Source organism: Nonomuraea cavernae, assembly GCF_040655715.1.
Lineage (GTDB): Bacteria > Actinomycetota > Actinomycetes > Streptosporangiales > Streptosporangiaceae > Nonomuraea > Nonomuraea cavernae_A.
Genome location: NZ_JBFAKL010000033.1, coordinates 71332 through 87317 on the forward strand (window position 1 = coordinate 71332; position 15986 = coordinate 87317).

Here is a 15986-nt window from a genome sequence, read left to right on the forward strand (position 1 = left end):
TCGGGGGCCGCATGTCAGAAAGAACCACCGTCGGCGTGGGCATGGTGGGCTACGCGTTCATGGGCCGGGTCCATTCCCAGGCCTGGCGCAACGCGGGGGCCTTCTTCGACCTGCCGCTGGTGCCGCGGATGGCGGTGCTGGCCGGCAGGTCGAAGGAGCACACGCGGGCCGCCGCCGCCCGCCTCGGCTGGGCGGACGTCGAGACCGACTGGAGAGAGCTGGTCCGGCGTGACGACGTGCAGATCGTCGACATCTGCACCCCGGGCGACTCCCACGCCGAGATCGCCATCGCGGCGCTGCGCGCCGGCAAGCACGTGCTCTGTGAGAAGCCGCTGGCCAACACCGTCGCCGAGGCCGAGGCCATGGTCGAGGCGGCGGCCGCGGCGCCGGGCCGGGCCATGGTCGCGTTCAACTACCGGCGGGTGCCCGCGATCGCGCTGGCCCGCCGGCTGGTCGAGCAGGGCCGGCTCGGCGAGATCCGGCACGTGCGCGCGCAGTATCTGCAGGACTGGATCGTCGACCCCGGGTTCCCGCTGGTGTGGCGGCTGCAGAAGGACAAGGCGGGGTCGGGCGCGCTCGGCGACATCGGCGCGCACATCATCGACACCGCCCAGTTCGTCACCGGACAGCACGTGGTGGGCGTCTCGGCGCTCACCGAGACGTTCGTGAAGGAACGCCCGCTGCCGGAGTCGTCGGCCGGGTTGAGCGGTTCGGGCGGCGGCTCGGCCACGGGGCCCGTCACGGTCGACGACGCGGCGCTGTTCATCGGGCGGCTCTCCGGCGGCGCGATGGCCTCCTTCGAGGCCACCCGGTTCGCCACCGGCCGCAAGAATGCGCTGCGCATCGAGATCAACGGCTCGCTCGGCAGCCTCGCCTTCGACTTCGAGGCGATGAACGAGCTGTGGGTCAGCGAGGGAGGCGGCGGCTTCACCCGGATCCTCGTCACCGAGCCCGACCACCCGTACGTGGGCGCCTGGTGGCCGCCGGGGCACGGCCTCGGCTACGAGCACACCTTCACCCACGAGATCAAGGACTTCCTGGAGGCGATCGCCCAGGGCGCCGACCCGTCGCCGTCGTTCGCCGACGGGCTGCGGGTGCAGCGGGTGCTCGCGGCGGTAGAGCGCAGCGCGGCTGACTCCAGCCGCTACACAGTCGTGGAGGAGACATGAGACCGGTCACGTTGTTCACCGGCCAGTGGGCCGACCTGCCGTTCGAGGAGGTGTGCCGGCTGGCGGCCGACTGGGGCTACGACGGCCTGGAGATCGCCTGCTCGGGCGACCACTTCGACGTGGAGCAGGCCGTGGCCGACCCGTCGTACGTCGAGCGGAAGCACGCCCAGCTCGACAAGTACGGCCTCAAGGTGTGGACCATCTCCAACCACCTGGTGGGCCAGGCCGTCTGTGACCACCCCATCGACGAGCGGCACCAGGCCATCCTCCCGGCGCGCATCTGGGGGTCGGGCGACCCCGAGTCCGTGCGCCGGGCGGCGGCCGAGGACATGAAGAACACCGCGCGGGCCGCCGCCCTGCTCGGCGTCGACACCGTCGTGGGCTTCACCGGCTCGTCGATCTGGCACACGGTGGCCATGTTCCCGCCGGTGCCCGCGTCGATGGTGGAGGCCGGCTACCAGGACTTCGCCGACCGATGGAACCCGATCCTCGACGTGTTCGACGAGGTGGGCGTGCGGTTCGCGCACGAGATCCACCCGAGCGAGATCGCCTACGACTACGTGACCACGCAGCGCACCCTGGAGGCGATCGGCCATCGCCCGGCCTTCGGCCTCAACTGGGACCCGTCGCACATGGTCTGGCAGGACCTGGACCCGGTGGCGTTCATCCTCGACTTCGCCGACCGGATCTACCACGTCGACTGCAAGGACACCCGCGTGCGGGTCGGCGACGGCCGTCGCGGACGCCTGTCCTCGCACCTGCCCTGGGCGGACCTGCGGCGCGGCTGGGACTTCGTGTCCACCGGCCGGGGCGACGTGCCGTGGGAGGACTGCTTCCGGGCGCTCAACTCGATCGGATACACCGGCCCGATCTCCATCGAGTGGGAGGACGCGGGCATGGACCGGCTCGACGGGGCCAGGGAGGCGCTCGGCTTCATCCGCAAGCTCAACTCCATCACCCCGCCGTCCACCGCGTTCGACGCCGCGTTCTCCACCACTTGATCCCTGGGCCTCCCTTCGCGTGATGGTATGTCCGGATTTCGTGACATAAATCCACGACGGGCTGGTGGAGGGGGGTGTGTGGTCGTAATTTGTGTACGTATTTCGTGACATAAAGTTGTCGCCGGGTGCAGCAAAAGGGCGCTCGGCGACAATTACGTCGGGATTATGTCCCGATTTTGTGACACAGGCAATCGTCGCCAAGTAAGTGTGTTTGCACAGGTCAGGGGCCTGTCCGCTTCGGTGGGTAAGTGTGGTTACCTGACTGTTACGACTGACTGTTGGTGGTCGTAACTTTTTGTCCGATATTCTCCGATTCGCTAGTCATCCTCACATCAAGTGGGTTTCTGCTGATGTGAAAGTGGCTTTTTTGCTGTGAGGGCCTCCTTCCCGCGTGATCTCGGCCCTCGTTCAGCGCGAACGGAGGGTGATGGGCAGATTTCTGCTCCGCAGGTTGGCGACCAATGTGATCTTGGTCGCGATCGCAGCCAGCTTGGCGTACATGCTGGCTGCGACCACCATGAACCCCCGCGGCGCGTACGAAGGGCGGCAACCCCCGGTCGCCGAGGCCGTCGTCGACGCGACGCTCGACGAGTACAACCTCAACGACAAGACCCCCGTGTTCCAGCGCTACGTGACCTGGGCCTCGGGCGTCGTCGCCGGAGACTTCGGCAGGACCTGGAACGGCGGCTCGGTCAACGACGAGATGGGCCGGCGGATCGGGGTCAGCCTCAGGCTGCTGTTCGTCGGCACCCTCGTGGGCTTCGTCCTCGGCGTGGGGCTGGGCGCGTACTCCGCCGTCAGGCAGTACAGGTTCAGCGACCGCCTGATCGGGGTCAGCTCCTTCGTGATCATGGCGATCCCGGTCTTCGTGCTGGCCACGCTGCTCGCGATCGCCACCTACAGCCTGAACCGCGGGCTGGGGTTCACGCTGATCGAGTACACGGGCGAGTACAACCCCAAGCTGTCGGGCTGGGACCAGTTCTTCAACCGGCTGAACCACCTGATCCTGCCGACCATCTCGCTCAGCCTCGGCTCGATCGCCTTCTACAGCCGCATCCAGCGCAACATGATGCTCGACGTGCTGAACCAGGACTTCGTCCGGACGGCGATGGCCAAGGGGCTCCGGCGCAGGACCGCGCTGTTCAAGCACGCGCTCCGCACCGCGCTGATCCCGGCGGCCACGTACTTCGCCTTCGCGTTCGGCACGATGCTCACCGGCGCGACCTTCACCGAGAAGATCTTCGCCTGGCACGGCATGGGCGCCTGGCTGGTCGACTCGATCAACCAGAACGACGTCAACGCCGTCGCAGCGGTGAGTCTCTTCGCCTCCCTTTGCGTCCTGGTCGCCTCCTTCCTGTCGGACCTGCTCGTGGCGGCCCTCGATCCTCGAGTGCGGGTGAACTAGGTGCGTTCCAAAGTTGTACTCGGCCGACTGCTGCATAACAAGCAGGCCCGCTATGGCTGCATTGCCCTGATCCTGCTGGTGGCACTGGCCTACATCGGCCCGTTCATCGGCGCGTACGAGTGGACGGACAAGGACTTCCGGGCCTTCCTCTCGCCTCCCTCGGCCGACCACTGGTGGGGGACCACCACGATCGGCCAGGACATGTACGCGGTCACGCTGCGCGGCATGCAGAAGTCGATCGTCATCGGACTGCTGGTGGCGCTCATCTCCACCGCCCTCGCGGCGGTGGTGGGCGCGTTCGCCGGATATTTCGGCGGCCGGATCGACCGGCTCCTCATGTGGGGCGTCGACCTGCTGCTCGTGCTCCCCAGCTTCCTGATCATCGCGATCATCTCGCCGAGGCTGAAAGGCGGCTCCTGGCTCTGGTTCGTGGTGCTGCTCGCGGCATTCGCCTGGATGATCACCTCCCGGGTGGTGCGCAGCATGACGCTCTCGCTGCGCGAGCGGGAGTACGTCCTGGCGGCCGTCTACATGGGCATCCCGCGCTGGAAGATCATCTTCCGTCACATCCTGCCGAACCTGTCCTCCCTGCTGATCATCGACGCGACGCTCAACGTCAGTGGCGCGGTCATCGGTGAGGCGGCGCTGTCGTTCTTCGGCTTCGGCATCCAGCCACCCGACGTCTCGCTCGGCACGCTGATCGCGGAGGGAGCCCGGAACGCCACCGGCTACCCGTGGCTGTTCGCGTTCCCGGCCGGCCTGCTGGTGGTCCTGGTGCTGAGCATCAACCTGATCGGCGACGGACTGCGTGACGCACTCGACCCGGGGAGCAACTCGTGAGCATCTTGGAGGTCCACGACCTCACCGTCACCTTCCCCGGCGACATCCAGGCCGTGCGCGGGGTCAGCTACGAGGTCGCGCGCGGTGAGGTGCTCGGCATCGTCGGCGAGTCGGGCTCGGGCAAGTCCGTGACGTCGCTCGCCGTCATGGGCCTGCTGCCGCAGAACGCCGAGGTCAGCGGCTCGGTCAAGCTGCACGGCCAGGAACTCGTCGGAGTCGACGAGAAAGAGCTGACCCGGGTCCGCGGCAAGTCGATCAGCATGATCTTCCAGGACCCGCTGTCGGCGTTCACCCCCGTCTACACCATCGGCGACCAGATCGCCGAGGCCGTCCGCGTCCACCAGAAGCTGGGCAAGGACAAGGCGGCCCGGCGCGCCGTCGAGCTGCTCGACCTGGTCGGCATCCCGCACCCGAACGTGCGGGCCAAGGCCTTCCCGCACGAGTTCTCCGGCGGCATGCGGCAGCGCGCGATGATCGCGATGGCCATCGCCAACGACCCCGACCTGCTGATCTGCGACGAGCCGACCACCGCGCTGGACGTGACCATCCAGGCCCAGGTGCTCGAGGTGCTCAAGACCGCGCAGCGGGAGACGGGCGCCGGCATCGTGATGATCACCCACGATCTGGGGGTCATCGCGGGCATGGCCGACCGGGTGCTCGTCATGTACGCGGGCAAGCCGGTCGAACAGGGGCTCGTGGACGACATCTACTACCGGCCGCGGATGCCTTACACGATGGGGTTGCTGGCGTCGATCCCCCGGATCGACGGCGAGGAGGGGCCGCTGGTCCCCATCGACGGAACCCCGCCCTCCCCGGCGGCGCTGCCGCCGGGCTGCCCGTTCGCGCCGCGCTGCCCGATGCGGATCGACGTGTGCGAGGAGGAGGAGCCGCCGCTGGTCGCGATCGGTGGCGGCCGTCAGGTGGCCTGCCTCCGTTCGAACGAGATCGAGTACAAGGGCCTGACGGGCGCCGACGTGTTCCCGGTCCCGGACATCCCGCCGAGCGAGGTGGTGCGCGTGCCGCGCGACCAGCGCGCGACCGTGCTGGAGCTCACCGACCTCGTCCGGCACTTCCCGCTCATGAAGGGCGCGGTGTTCAAGCGCCGGGTCGGCACCGTGCACGCGGTCGACGGCATCAGCTTCGACATCGCGGAGGGCGAGACGCTGGCCCTGGTCGGCGAGTCCGGCTGCGGCAAGACGACCACGCTGCAGCAGATCATGCAGCTGGCGGCCCCGCAGAGCGGCCGGGTCGTCGTGCTCGGCAGGGACAGCGCCGAGCTGGACAAGTCCTCGCGCAAGGCGCTCCGCGCCGACCTGCAGATCGTCTTCCAGGACCCGATGGCCGCGCTCGACCCGCGCATGCCGGTCGGCGACATCGTCGCCGAACCGCTGCGCGCCCACGGTCACACGAACGTGAACGGGCGCGTCGCCGAGCTGCTCGAACTGGTCGGGCTGGCGCCGGAGTACGCCACGCGCTACCCGCAGCACTTCTCCGGCGGCCAGCGCCAGCGCATCGGCATCGCCAGGGCGCTCGCGCTGGACCCGAAGCTCCTCGTGCTCGACGAGCCGGTCTCCGCGCTCGACGTCTCCATCCAGGCCGGTGTCATCAACCTGCTGGAGGAGCTGAAGAACACCCTGGGGCTGTCGTACCTGTTCGTGGCGCACGACCTGGCGGTGGTCAGGCACCTCGCCGACCGGGTCGCGGTCATGTACCTCGGCCGGATCGCCGAGATCGGCGCCGTCGAGAACGTCTACGACCGCCCCGCGCACCCCTACACCCAGGCGCTTCTGTCGGCGATCCCGCTGCCCGACCCCGAGATGGAACGGACCCGCAAGCGGATCCTGCTCGAAGGAGACCTGCCCAGCCCGGCCGACCCCCCATCGGGATGCCGGTTCCGCACCCGCTGCCCCAAGTTCGCCCGTCTCGGCGAGGCGGAGCGGCAGCGCTGCGTGGACGAAGAGCCCAGAGTTGACCGGCTCGCGAACGCCGTGGATCACGGCGCCGCCTGCCACTACGCGGAGCAGATCGAGGTCATCCCGGCCTCGGAAGACCAGGAGGAAAAGTGAAGGTTCGTTACCAGGCCACGGCGGGGCTCGCTGTCCTGGCCATGGCCGTCGCGGCCTGCGGTGGTGGCGGCGGCGACGCCAAGAAGCCCGGCGCCGAGCAGTCGCAGCAGGCCCAGCAGCAGATGGCGGAGACCCCCGCCATCAACATCAACCCGGTCGCCTACGAGCAGGTCAAGGACGGGAGCACGCTGACCCTCGCGATCGGGCAGTGGCCGTCGCAGTGGAACAGCAACCACGTCGACGGCAACCAGTCCGACACCGCGGACATGCTCGACACGATCATGCCTCAGCTGATGTTGTCGGACGACGGCGCCAGCCATACCGCGAATCCCGACTTTGTGACCGACGTCAAGAACGAGATGACCTCGGGTAAGCAGGTCGTCACCTACACGCTCAACGACAAGGCCGTGTGGTCGGACGGCACGCCGATCACGTGGAAGGACCTCGAGGTCGCCTGGAAGATCAACAGCGGCGAGGACAAGAAGTACAAGCCGGCCTCCACGGACGGCTGGGACCGGATCGAGTCGGTCACCAAGGGCGACTCGGACAAGGTCGCCATCGTGACCTTCTCCAAGCCGTACCCCGAGTGGCAGGGCCTGTTCAACCGCGGCACGGCGCATCTCTTCCCCGCCTCCCACATGGAGAAGCCGGAGGGGTACGAGAAGGACTACCTGCAGAAGATCCCGGTCACCGCCGGGCCCTTCAAGGTGGAGAAGATCGACGAGGGTACCAAGACGCTCACCCTTGTGCGCGACGACAAGTGGTGGGGCAAGAAGTCCAAGCTCGACAAGATCATCTTCCGGACCATCGAGACGCCCGCCGCGCAGGTGAACGCCTTCGCCAACGGCGAACTCGACGCCGTGGAGATCCCGCCGGGCAGCCCGGCCGACCTCAAGCGGGCCAAGGAAGTCCCCGAGGTGGACATCCGCAAGGCGTTCAGCCCGAACTGGCGGCACATCACCGTCAACAACCAGTCCGAGTTCCTGAAGGACAAGTCGGTCCGCCAGGCCATCGCCTACGGGATCGACCGTGACGTGATCACCGAGTCCGACCTGAAGGACATGGACTGGCCGCTGCAGACGCTCGGCAACCACGTCTTCATGAACAACCACAAGGGCTACGTCGACAACTCCGGCGAGCTCGGCAAGTACAACGTGGAGAAGGCCAAGCAGCTGCTCGACGCGGCCGGCTGGAAGCAGGAAGGCGAATACCGCAAGAAGGACGGCAAGGAGTTCGCGCTGAGCTTCGTCGTCCCGGCGGGCGTGCCCTATGCCAAGACGGAGGGCGAGCTGACCCAGGCCATGCTCAAGGAGGCCGGGATCAAGATCACGATCCGCCCGGTCCCCGACGACAAGTTCTTCACCGACTTCATCATCAAGGGCGACTTCGACCTGGTGCCGTTCTCCTGGATCGGCACGCCGCTGCCGATCGGCTCGCTGCCGCAGATCTACAAGACCGGCTCCGAGAGCAACTTCCCGAAGGGTAGCGACCCGGCTCTGGACGCCGCCATCGAGGAGGCGGTGAGCGAGCTGGACCCGGCCAAGGCCATCGAGAAGGCCAACGCCGCCGACAAGCTGATCTGGGACATGGTGCACACCATCCCGCTGTACCAGCGGCCTGACATCATCGCGAGCAAGAAGACGCTCGCCAACTACGGCTCCAGGGGCTACAAGTCCGTGGACTGGGCGGCGGTCGGCTTCACCGGCTGACGCTCCGCGCGACCCGAATCCCCCGGCCGGTGCTCTGGCCGGGGGATTCGTCGACTTTTCGCCGGGGATGCCGGGTGCGGTGACCTCCAGCATGGAGCGGGAGCACGCGGGTTCGGCTGGTACCATAAAGTGGTACCGTCGATTGTATGGCTGAAACACGGCTTCGGCTGCCTGATGAGACGTACGAGCAGATCAAGCAGATCGCCAGCGGTGACGAGCAGAGCATCAACTCGGCGATGGTGGTCGCCATTGAGGAGTACATCGCCCGGCGAAGGCGGGAACGCTACCAGGCGATGGGCCGGAAGATAGCCGAGCGAGACCGGGAGCTGCTCGAGCGGCTCGCTCGATGACCACCTATCCGACCATCGAGGACCTTCTGGCTTTGGCCGAGGCGGTGCTACCGCAGGTAGTCCTCCGCGATGGTGGCCAACTACATGCCGCGGTGCTCCGTCCGCAGACCAACGTGTTCGGTGACGACGCCTATCCCGACCTGTGGGAGAAGGCGGCGGCCCTGATGCAGAGCATTCTGATCGGGCATCCGCTGGTGGACGGCAACATGAGGCTCGGCTGGGCGGCGGCCGTCGCCTTCCTGGAGGACAACGGGGAGATCCTCGAGTACCGGGACGTGGACGAAGCCGAAAGAGTGGTCATCGCCGTGACGATGGGGGAGTTGGAGGACATTCCCGACCTGGCGCAGCGGCTCCGCAAGCTGCGTGGGTGAAGGTCGGCGAACAGATCAAGGCGATGCCTCGGCGGTGCGGGCGGCGTTGGCCTTGATCGCTTCCTGTAGCCACTCCGCCGCGCCCGGCCGCGTGTTCGCCTCGATACCCGCCCGGAAACGCGGGTCCTCCACATAGAGCAGACTCTTCTGTACGTGGAACTCGTGCGTCATGTCGTAGAACCAGCGGGCGATGTGCTGCCGCTGCGCCTCGGCCACGTCCATCGCCGCCTCGCTCGACGGGTCGGCGCCGGCGTCCATCAGCTCGCGGATTCGCGTCTCGATCTCCGCGTTGTCGCGGTTGATCTGCTTCCACTGCTCCTTGCCGTAGACCGCGACACGCTTCGCGGACTGCGCGTACGCGGTGGAGTCGCCCCACCGCCGCTCCACCTCGTCGAGGTACTCGTCTTCCTGATCGGTCCACTCGCCCCAGACTTCTCGCTTCTCCTCGTCGGTGAGCGGGGACTGGATCTTCTTGTCACTCATGCGCCGACCGTACAGTCTCCTGTTACAGGAGACTCAAGCCCGCGGCCGGGGAGTGTACGTTCCCGGCCAACGACTCCTGGACGGACATCATCGCCCTCACCCGGCTGTGCTTCCTGATGAGAGGCGCCACGGGCTGCGCGACTTTCGCTCGCGAGATCTTCGACCTGCTCACGTTGACCGAACGCCGCCTGGCCGGCACCCGATGGGACACGCGCGAAACACCACCCAGGCGAGTGGTGCCGGCTCGGCCACAGCGGTGAACACCTGAACCGAGTTTTGGCACGATGGGCTCTGTTACGCATCACATGGGGTTCGAGGCTTGGGGACGGATGATGGCGGAGCAGTTGACTGACGCACTGGGTTTCAGGTGGGCGCACGTTCCGCTGGCACACGACGTGGGCGTGCACTCGGTCGCGCGAGCCGTCTGGCGATACCAGCGCGCGTTGCCGGAGTTCGTGTGGGACGCGGCCGTTCTGGAGGGCAATCCGTTCACGTACCCGGAGGTGCAGACCCTGATGGAGGGGATCACGGTCGGGGGACGCAAACTCAGCGACGAGCGCCAGGTGGTCAACCTCGCCGAAGCCGCGAGAGAGCTCGTCAGAGTGGTGAAGGCTGGAGAGTTCCGGCTGGACAAGCCGATTTCTGACCACTTCCAACTGCTCATCGCCCGTGAGGAGGCCTTGGAGTCCGGCCACTTCCGTGGGGAGGGCAGGGAAACCCTGACACCTGGGGTCAGCCTCGGCGAGCATGGCCGGTACATCCCTCCGTCCACCGAGCCGGGCGGTGAGAATCTCCGACGCATCTTCACTCGTGGTGTGATGGCCATCCAGACGGAGATCGACTCGCCCCTCACACAGGCGATCGCGTACTTCCTGTTCGCCGCGCTGCAGCGGTTTTACTTCGACGGTGACAAGCGAACGGGCCGGTCGATGATGAACGGACATCTGATGTCGCATGGCATGGACGCCATCAGTGTCCCCGCGGCTCGTCGCCAGGAGTTCAACGTCACGATGGTGGATTTCTACCGGACCAAGGACGCCACCGGAGCGTTCGCTTTCCTCATTTCCTGCCACCCCGACTTCGAAGGCCAAGGCTGAGGGCGGCTCCGGAGGCGTCCTGGTATTGCCCGGGGTCAGTCCATGATGACGATCTGGCGGAGCACTTCGCCGCTCTTGAGGGCGGCCACGGCGTCGTTGAGGTCGCCGAGCCGGATGCGGGAGCTGATCATCGACTCCAGGTCCAGCTTGCCGGCCTTGTAGAGGTTGGCGAAGTAGGGGAAGTCGTGCCGCACGTCGGCCTCGCCGTACAGGCTGGAGAGCAGGTTCTTGCCCTCGAAGAGCAGGCTGAAGGCGGAGATCGACACCATGTCGTCCATCGCGCCCGCGCCGACCACGATGACGTCGCCGCCCGCCCGGGTGACCTGCCAGGCGCTCTGGATGGTGGCCGACTTGCCGACGACCTCGAACCCGTAGTCGAAGCCGCTGCCGCCGGTCAGCTCGGCCAGCGCGCCGGGCACGTCGTCGGGGGTGACGGCGTGGGTGGCGCCGACCTTCTTGGCCAGCTCGTGCTTGGACGTCAGCGGGTCGATCGCGAGGATCGTCCGGGCGCCGGAGACGCGGGCGCCCTGGATGACCGAGAGGCCGACGCCGCCGCAGCCGATGACCGCGACCGTGGAGCCGGGCCGGACCCGGGCGGTGTTGATGGCGGCCCCGACACCGGTGGTGATGCCGCAGCCGATCAGCGCCCCCACCTCCCAGGGCACGTCCGCGTCGATCTTGACCACGCCCTGCCAGGGGACGACGATCTCCTCGGCCCAGGTGCCGCAGCCGGCCATGCCGAACGCCGTGGTGTCACCGCCGAAGCGGAAGTTGCCCTTGCTGAACGACTCGATCACGTACTTCATGCAGAGGAACGGCTGGCCGCCCACGCACAGGTCGCACTCCTGGCAGGCCGGGCGCCAGCTGATGACCACGTGGTCGCCCGGCTGGACGGTGGTGACGTGGTCGCCGACCTCCACCACCTCGCCCGCCCCCTCGTGCCCGGGGACCAGCGGAACGGGCTGCGGCAGCACGCCGGTCATGGCCGAGAGGTCCGAATGGCAGACGCCGGTCGCCTTGATCCGCACGCGGACGTCGGTGGGCCCGACCGGGGCCAGCGTGACGTCGTCGCGGATGTCCAGCTTGTCGTCGCCTACGGCGTGCAGAAGGGCGGCGCGCATGGGGGTTCCTCCTCCAGCTATTCCTCTAGGGAAAGTGCGGCTTTGGGGCAGGATCGGACCGCGTGCCTGACGCGGTCGAGCATTTCGGGTGGTGGCTCGGGCAGCAGGATGTGGAGCTGGTCGTCGTCGTCCACATCGAACACCTCGGGTGCGAGCCCCATGCACACGGCGTTGGCCTCGCACACCAACTCGTCAACTATGACTTTCATGTGAGCCTCCTGTGGTCCCATGAGACCACTTTGGTGCGCTCCACGACGAATGCGACCCGCTTGCGACCGGTCTGCTCGACGTACGGCAGCAGCAGCTCGTCCGCCACGCCGGGGGTCATCCTGCGGGCGACCCCCAGGCCGATGGCCAGCACGCGCTCGCGGTCGTCCACGCGCTTGGCCTCGCCGTACACCAGGACGCCCCGGAGCTCCGCGTAGTCGTCGCCGGCCTCGATGAGGCAGCTCACCCGCGGGTCGCGCTCCAGGTTGCGCGTCTTCTGCGACTTCTCGTACGTCCAGAAGGCGATGCGTCCCTCGTCGAGCCCGTAGAACATGGTCACCAGGTGCGGCGTGCCGTCGGGGTTGATGGTCGCGAGCTGCAGCTTGCGAGACCCCTCCAGGAACGCGGTGACGGCTTCCTCGGACATCGAAATGCGAGCGCGCTGATTCACGCTGCCAAGTAGAACAGGTTGCATAAAGCCGGGCAAGAGGGCCCTGGAATGTTGTTCGGTTCCGTTAGGGTCAATGCCATGACGATGCCGCCTGAACTGCTGTACGCAGCCGAGCACGCCAAGGGGTTCATGCCGCCGAAGGAAGGCATCGCCCTGTTCGAGGCCGCGCTGAGATACGGCGGGCGCGGCCCGATCTGCGAGATCGGCAGCTACTGCGGCAAGTCGGCCGTCTACCTCGGCGCGGCCGCCCGGCAGATCGGATCCGTGGTCGTCACCGTCGACCACCATCGCGGTTCGGAGGAGATCCAGCCGGGCTGGGCCCACCACGACCCGACGCTGGTCGATCCGCGTTTCGGCAAGATGGACTCCCTGCCGGCGTTCCGCGGCACGATCGCGGCGGCCGGGCTGGAGGACGAGGTGATCGCGATCGTCGGCCGGTCGGAGCAGGTGGCCGGGCTCTGGGCGACCCCGCTCGGCCTGCTGTTCATCGACGGCGGTCACTCCGAGGACCCGGTGACGCGCGACTACGAGGGCTGGGCGCCGCACGTCGTGGAGGGCGGGGCGCTGGTCTTCCACGACATCTACCCCGACCCGGCCGCCGGGGGGCAGGCGCCCTACCGGGTCTACCTGCGCGCCCTGGAGTCGGGGGCGTTCAAGGAGGTGTCGGTGGAGGGGTCGCTGCGCGTGCTGGAACGCGTGGCGCCCGGCATCGGCACCCGGCCGGTTCGTTGAGCTGAGCTGGTCGGGGCGCGGCCGGCCGGTTCGTTGCGCCGCTGGATCGTCGAGCGCTGGTGCGCTCAGCCGTGCCGTCCGGCCCAGGCGCGGCGGGTGCCGGCCTGCCAGGCCAGGAAGTCGTCGTGGGTGTGCGGGTCGTGGCCGAGGGCCGTGAGCGCGTCGTCCACCCATGAGGCGGCCTCGCCGGGCTCGGTCCCGGTCAGGGCCCGCACGGCCTGCTCCACGTGCTCGGGCGGCGGGCTCGCCCACAGTCCGGTGGCCGCGGCGAACGCGCACCCCTGCGCCAGGTGGGCCCGGAAGCCGTCCGCTCCCGCGTGTTCGGCCAGCCGCTCCAGGTCCTCGGGGCCGGCGCCGCCCACGCGGGTCGCGGCGAACCCGGCGCCGCTCCACAGGTCCGCCCGCCGGCCCGCCGGGTAGGCGGAGATGCGGGCCGCCACGTCGCCGGGCGAGGCGCAGTCGTGATACCAGAGCAGCCGGCCCAGCCCCTGGTCGAAGGTCCCGCAGAAGGCCCTGGTCGGCAGGTCGGGCATGGCCCGCTCGCCCACCATCCGGTCGGTGTGGTCGAGGCCGCGCTGGAACCCGTAGCCGTCGACGGCCAGCCAGCGCAGCAGCGGATGCGACCGCTTGGCCCGGCGGACCGGCCGCAGGCGCAGCAGCGCGTAGCCCCGGCCGGCGCCGAGGTGGACGGCGTACTGGTGGTGCGCGGCGGGGCCGGCCAGCAGCTCGTGCAGCCGCCGGCCCCGGGTCAGAGTGAGGAGGTCGAGCGCGGTGCAGGCGGCGCCGGCGCCCTCGTAGCCGAAGGCCCGCTGCCTCGGCGGCAGCTCCTCGATCTTGCCGAGCTCCTGCGAGACGACCGCGTTGAAACCGAACAGGTAGGACTTCTCGGCGTCTTCGATGATCATTCCCGCCGGTCCGTGTCTGAGGACGAACCTCCGCCGCCCGAGATCCGCCTCGTGCTCCTCGCGGGCCAGCAGCCTTCGCCAGCCGCGAGCCTGGCTCAGAGTCGGTTCGGTCCTGTCCTGGTGCAAGAACGCTGTTGTGCCCGTGTCGCCCACGCTTCCCCCGAAGACGCCTCGTACGGCCACACCCGAAGCTAGTCACCCCATTCCGAACGCCGGAGGAGCCGCTCCGCCCTTCCCGGCAAAGAACCCGCAAAACCCCTTGCGTTCTCGTACGGCGGGGCGGTCGTCAGGTGCGCGCGGGGGTGCAGCCGCAGAGGTCGGGGTCGGAGGGCGAGACGGACGGCGCGGCGAGTGCCCGGAACAGCGCGGCGCCGTCGGACAGGCCCTGCAGCGCGTCGGCGGCCAGGATGACCGCGGCGGCGGTGTAGCCGGAGCGCTCGTACGGGAAGTGCTTGCGGTTGGCGAACTGCCAGCCCGTCCAGTAGGAGCCGTCCTCGTGACGCAGGTGCTGCATGTCGGCGAAGAGCCGGACCGCCCGCTCGCGGTCGCCCAGCGCGTCGAGGGCCAGCACCAGCTCGCACGTCTCGGCGCCGGTCACCCACGGCTGGTCCGACACGCAGCGGATGCCGAGCCCCGGCACCACGAACGTCGACCACTCGCGATCGAGCAGCTCGAACGCCTGGGCGCCGCGCACGGCGCCGCCGAGCACGGGGTAGTACCAGTCCATCGAGTAGCGGCTCTTGTCGGCGAACGCCTCGGGATGGGCCGACAGCACGTGCGCCAGGCGGTCGGCGGCCAGCTCCCAGTGCGGCTGCGGGTCGCCCAGGTGGTCGGCCAGCAGCACGCCGCAGCGCAGCCCCTGGTGGATCGAGGAGCAGCCGGTGAGCAGCGCGTAGGACGAGGCACGGCCCTGGGCGTCGCGCTCCCACACGATCTCGCCGCGCTCGGTCTGCAGCCCCACCACGTAGTCCAGGGCCGCCTTGACCAGCGGCCAGCGCTGCTTGGTCAGCGCCTCGTCGCCCGTGACGAGGTGGTGGTGCCAGACGCCGGCCGCGATGTAGGCGGCGTGGTTGGACTCGCCGCCGCGCTCCACGGCGACGCCGTCGACCAGCTTCATCGGCCACGAACCGTCGTCGCGCTGGTGGGCGGCCAGGTAGTCGTAGCCCCGGCGGACGGGCTCGTCCAGCCCGGCCACGCTCATGGCCATCAGGCACTCGATGTGGTTCCACGCGTCGACGTGACCCTCGGGCCAGGGGATGCCGCCGTCGTCCTGCTGGATCGCCGCGATGCTCAGTGCCGTCTGGACGATCTCGTCGCGACCGATCACGCCGCGGGCTTCCTGACGTACAGCACCACGCTCTTGCCGATGACCGGGTTGAGCAGGGTCTCGGCGATCCGGGTCGCGGCCGGGCGCTTCATGATGTCCCAGACGAGCAGCTCGTGGTAGGCCTTGGCGAGCGGGTGGTTGTCGTTGTTGACGCCGACCGCGCACTTGATCCACCAGTAGGGCGCGTGCAGGCCGTGCGCGTGGTGGTGGGGGCCGATCTCGAAGCCGGTGGACTTCAGCTTCGCCGACAGCTCGGCCAGCGTGTAGATCCGGACGTGTCCGCCGGGGGCGGTGTGATAGTCCTCGTCCAGCGCCCAGCAGATGCGCTCCGGCAGGAAGCTCGGCACGGTGATCGCGGCGGTGCCGCCCGGCTTGAGCACCCGGAAGATCTCCCGCATCGCGGCCATGTCGTCGGGGATGTGCTCCAGCACCTCGGCGGCGATCACCCGGTCGAAGCCGTCGTCCTCGAACGGCATGTCCAGCGCGGTGCCCTGGACGGTCTCGCCGGTCGCGCCGAGCGGCACCTCGCCGCCCTTGTCCATCGCCACGAACATGGCCGCCACGTCGTCCAGCTCCGACTTGTCCATGTCGAAGGCGACGACGTCGGCCCCGCGGCGCAGCACCTCGAAGGCGTGCCGGCCGCCGCCGCAGCCGAGGTCGAGCACGCGCACGCCGGGTCCGACGGGCAGCCGGGCGAAGTCCACGGTCAGCACTAGACAGGTCTCCTCGTTCTCATCGGGGGCTCATCGGGG

17 protein-coding genes are annotated in these 15986 nt (G+C 68.5%); 10 read left to right on the forward strand and 7 right to left on the reverse strand.

The features are described 5' to 3' along the window. Positions 1–11: 11 nt before the first annotated feature. The 8 genes from AB0I38_RS34720 to AB0I38_RS34755 all read left to right on the forward strand — a co-directional run bounded on the left by AB0I38_RS34720 (position 12) and on the right by AB0I38_RS34755 (position 8911). Positions 12–1169: a Gfo/Idh/MocA family protein gene (locus tag AB0I38_RS34720; protein ID WP_358490711.1), complete on the forward strand. Its 1158-nt coding sequence runs from the start codon at positions 12–14 to the stop codon at positions 1167–1169. Beyond that, complete coding sequence (locus AB0I38_RS34725) at positions 1166–2170, forward strand: sugar phosphate isomerase/epimerase family protein (RefSeq protein WP_358490716.1); 1005 nt, start codon at positions 1166–1168, stop codon at positions 2168–2170. The genes AB0I38_RS34720 and AB0I38_RS34725 overlap by 4 nt, the downstream gene beginning before the upstream one ends. 427 nt (positions 2171–2597) lie before the next feature. Beyond that, complete coding sequence (locus tag AB0I38_RS34730; RefSeq protein WP_358490720.1) at positions 2598–3575, forward strand: ABC transporter permease; 978 nt, start codon at positions 2598–2600, stop codon at positions 3573–3575. Further along, entirely contained in the window at positions 3576–4415 is an 840-nt protein-coding gene (locus tag AB0I38_RS34735; RefSeq protein WP_358490725.1) for an ABC transporter permease, read from the forward strand. It begins immediately after the preceding gene. Beyond that, positions 4412–6481 (forward strand): ABC transporter ATP-binding protein, encoded by a 2070-nt coding sequence (locus AB0I38_RS34740; protein ID WP_358490730.1) that lies wholly within the window; start codon positions 4412–4414, stop codon positions 6479–6481. The genes AB0I38_RS34735 and AB0I38_RS34740 overlap by 4 nt, the downstream gene beginning before the upstream one ends. Further along, positions 6478–8190, forward strand: coding sequence for an ABC transporter family substrate-binding protein (locus tag AB0I38_RS34745; protein WP_358490734.1), 1713 nt, complete (start codon positions 6478–6480; stop codon positions 8188–8190). The genes AB0I38_RS34740 and AB0I38_RS34745 overlap by 4 nt, the downstream gene beginning before the upstream one ends. A gap of 146 nt (positions 8191–8336) precedes the next feature. Further along, positions 8337–8540 carry a CopG family transcriptional regulator gene (locus tag AB0I38_RS34750; protein WP_358490737.1) on the forward strand — a complete coding sequence of 68 codons (204 nt, stop codon included), beginning with the start codon at positions 8337–8339 and terminating at the stop codon, positions 8538–8540. Next, positions 8537–8911 (forward strand): type II toxin-antitoxin system death-on-curing family toxin, encoded by a 375-nt coding sequence (locus AB0I38_RS34755; RefSeq protein ID WP_358490741.1) that lies wholly within the window; start codon positions 8537–8539, stop codon positions 8909–8911. The genes AB0I38_RS34750 and AB0I38_RS34755 overlap by 4 nt, the downstream gene beginning before the upstream one ends. A gap of 15 nt (positions 8912–8926) precedes the next feature. On the opposite strand, the gene AB0I38_RS34760 is transcribed toward AB0I38_RS34755, so the two are convergent. Beyond that, positions 8927–9394 carry a TipAS antibiotic-recognition domain-containing protein gene (locus AB0I38_RS34760; RefSeq protein WP_358490745.1) on the reverse strand — a complete coding sequence of 156 codons (468 nt, stop codon included), beginning with the start codon at positions 9392–9394 and terminating at the stop codon, positions 8927–8929. Between the two features lie 305 nt (positions 9395–9699). Between AB0I38_RS34760 and AB0I38_RS34765 the strand changes: the two genes are divergently transcribed. Continuing rightward, positions 9700–10491, forward strand: coding sequence for a hypothetical protein (locus AB0I38_RS34765; RefSeq protein WP_358490750.1), 792 nt, complete (start codon positions 9700–9702; stop codon positions 10489–10491). 35 nt (positions 10492–10526) lie between these two features. On the opposite strand, the gene AB0I38_RS34770 is transcribed toward AB0I38_RS34765, so the two are convergent. From AB0I38_RS34770 to AB0I38_RS34780, 3 genes are read right to left on the reverse strand one after another with little or no spacing between them, the layout of a single operon-like run. Next, positions 10527–11612, reverse strand: a complete 1086-nt coding sequence (locus tag AB0I38_RS34770) for a Zn-dependent alcohol dehydrogenase (RefSeq protein ID WP_358490756.1) — start codon at positions 11610–11612, stop codon at positions 10527–10529. A gap of 17 nt (positions 11613–11629) precedes the next feature. After that, entirely contained in the window at positions 11630–11821 is a 192-nt protein-coding gene (locus AB0I38_RS34775) for a ferredoxin (protein WP_358490761.1), read from the reverse strand. Then, positions 11818–12270 (reverse strand): pyridoxamine 5'-phosphate oxidase family protein, encoded by a 453-nt coding sequence (locus AB0I38_RS34780; protein WP_358490765.1) that lies wholly within the window; start codon positions 12268–12270, stop codon positions 11818–11820. Before AB0I38_RS34780 ends, AB0I38_RS34775 begins: the two co-directional genes overlap by 4 nt. 84 nt (positions 12271–12354) lie before the next feature. On the opposite strand from AB0I38_RS34780, the gene AB0I38_RS34785 reads away from it, so the two are divergent. Further along, entirely contained in the window at positions 12355–13002 is a 648-nt protein-coding gene (locus AB0I38_RS34785) for a class I SAM-dependent methyltransferase (protein WP_358490876.1), read from the forward strand. Positions 13003–13067: 65 nt separating this feature from the next. On the opposite strand, the gene AB0I38_RS34790 is transcribed toward AB0I38_RS34785, so the two are convergent. The 3 genes from AB0I38_RS34790 to AB0I38_RS34800 form a co-directional block, all read right to left on the reverse strand. Then, complete coding sequence (locus AB0I38_RS34790; protein WP_358490768.1) at positions 13068–14090, reverse strand: DUF1702 family protein; 1023 nt, start codon at positions 14088–14090, stop codon at positions 13068–13070. Positions 14091–14193: 103 nt separating this feature from the next. After that, the gene (locus AB0I38_RS34795; protein ID WP_358490771.1) at positions 14194–15234 is read right to left on the reverse strand and encodes a prenyltransferase; all 1041 of its coding nucleotides are present in this window, start codon (positions 15232–15234) and stop codon (positions 14194–14196) included. Continuing rightward, the gene (locus AB0I38_RS34800) at positions 15231–15947 is read right to left on the reverse strand and encodes a class I SAM-dependent methyltransferase (RefSeq protein WP_358490775.1); all 717 of its coding nucleotides are present in this window, start codon (positions 15945–15947) and stop codon (positions 15231–15233) included. The genes AB0I38_RS34795 and AB0I38_RS34800 overlap by 4 nt, the downstream gene beginning before the upstream one ends. Between the last annotated feature and the right edge of the window lie 39 nt (positions 15948–15986).

Bases quoted from the DNA above. Each gene is read 5' to 3' on its own strand.
- AB0I38_RS34720 (WP_358490711.1), top strand. From the start codon at position 12: ATGTCAGAAAGAACCACCGTCGGCGTGGGCATGGTGGGCTACGCGTTC.
- AB0I38_RS34725 (WP_358490716.1), top strand. From the start codon at position 1,166: ATGAGACCGGTCACGTTGTTCACCGGCCAGTGGGCCGACCTGCCGTTC.
- AB0I38_RS34730 (WP_358490720.1), top strand. From the start codon at position 2,598: ATGGGCAGATTTCTGCTCCGCAGGTTGGCGACCAATGTGATCTTGGTC.
- AB0I38_RS34750 (WP_358490737.1), top strand. From the start codon at position 8,337: ATGGCTGAAACACGGCTTCGGCTGCCTGATGAGACGTACGAGCAGATC.
- AB0I38_RS34755 (WP_358490741.1), top strand. From the start codon at position 8,537: ATGACCACCTATCCGACCATCGAGGACCTTCTGGCTTTGGCCGAGGCG.
- AB0I38_RS34760 (WP_358490745.1), bottom strand. From the start codon at position 9,394: ATGAGTGACAAGAAGATCCAGTCCCCGCTCACCGACGAGGAGAAGCGA.
- AB0I38_RS34765 (WP_358490750.1), top strand. From the start codon at position 9,700: ATGGGGTTCGAGGCTTGGGGACGGATGATGGCGGAGCAGTTGACTGAC.
- AB0I38_RS34770 (WP_358490756.1), bottom strand. From the start codon at position 11,612: ATGCGCGCCGCCCTTCTGCACGCCGTAGGCGACGACAAGCTGGACATC.
- AB0I38_RS34775 (WP_358490761.1), bottom strand. From the start codon at position 11,821: ATGAAAGTCATAGTTGACGAGTTGGTGTGCGAGGCCAACGCCGTGTGC.
- AB0I38_RS34785 (WP_358490876.1), top strand. From the start codon at position 12,355: ATGCCGCCTGAACTGCTGTACGCAGCCGAGCACGCCAAGGGGTTCATG.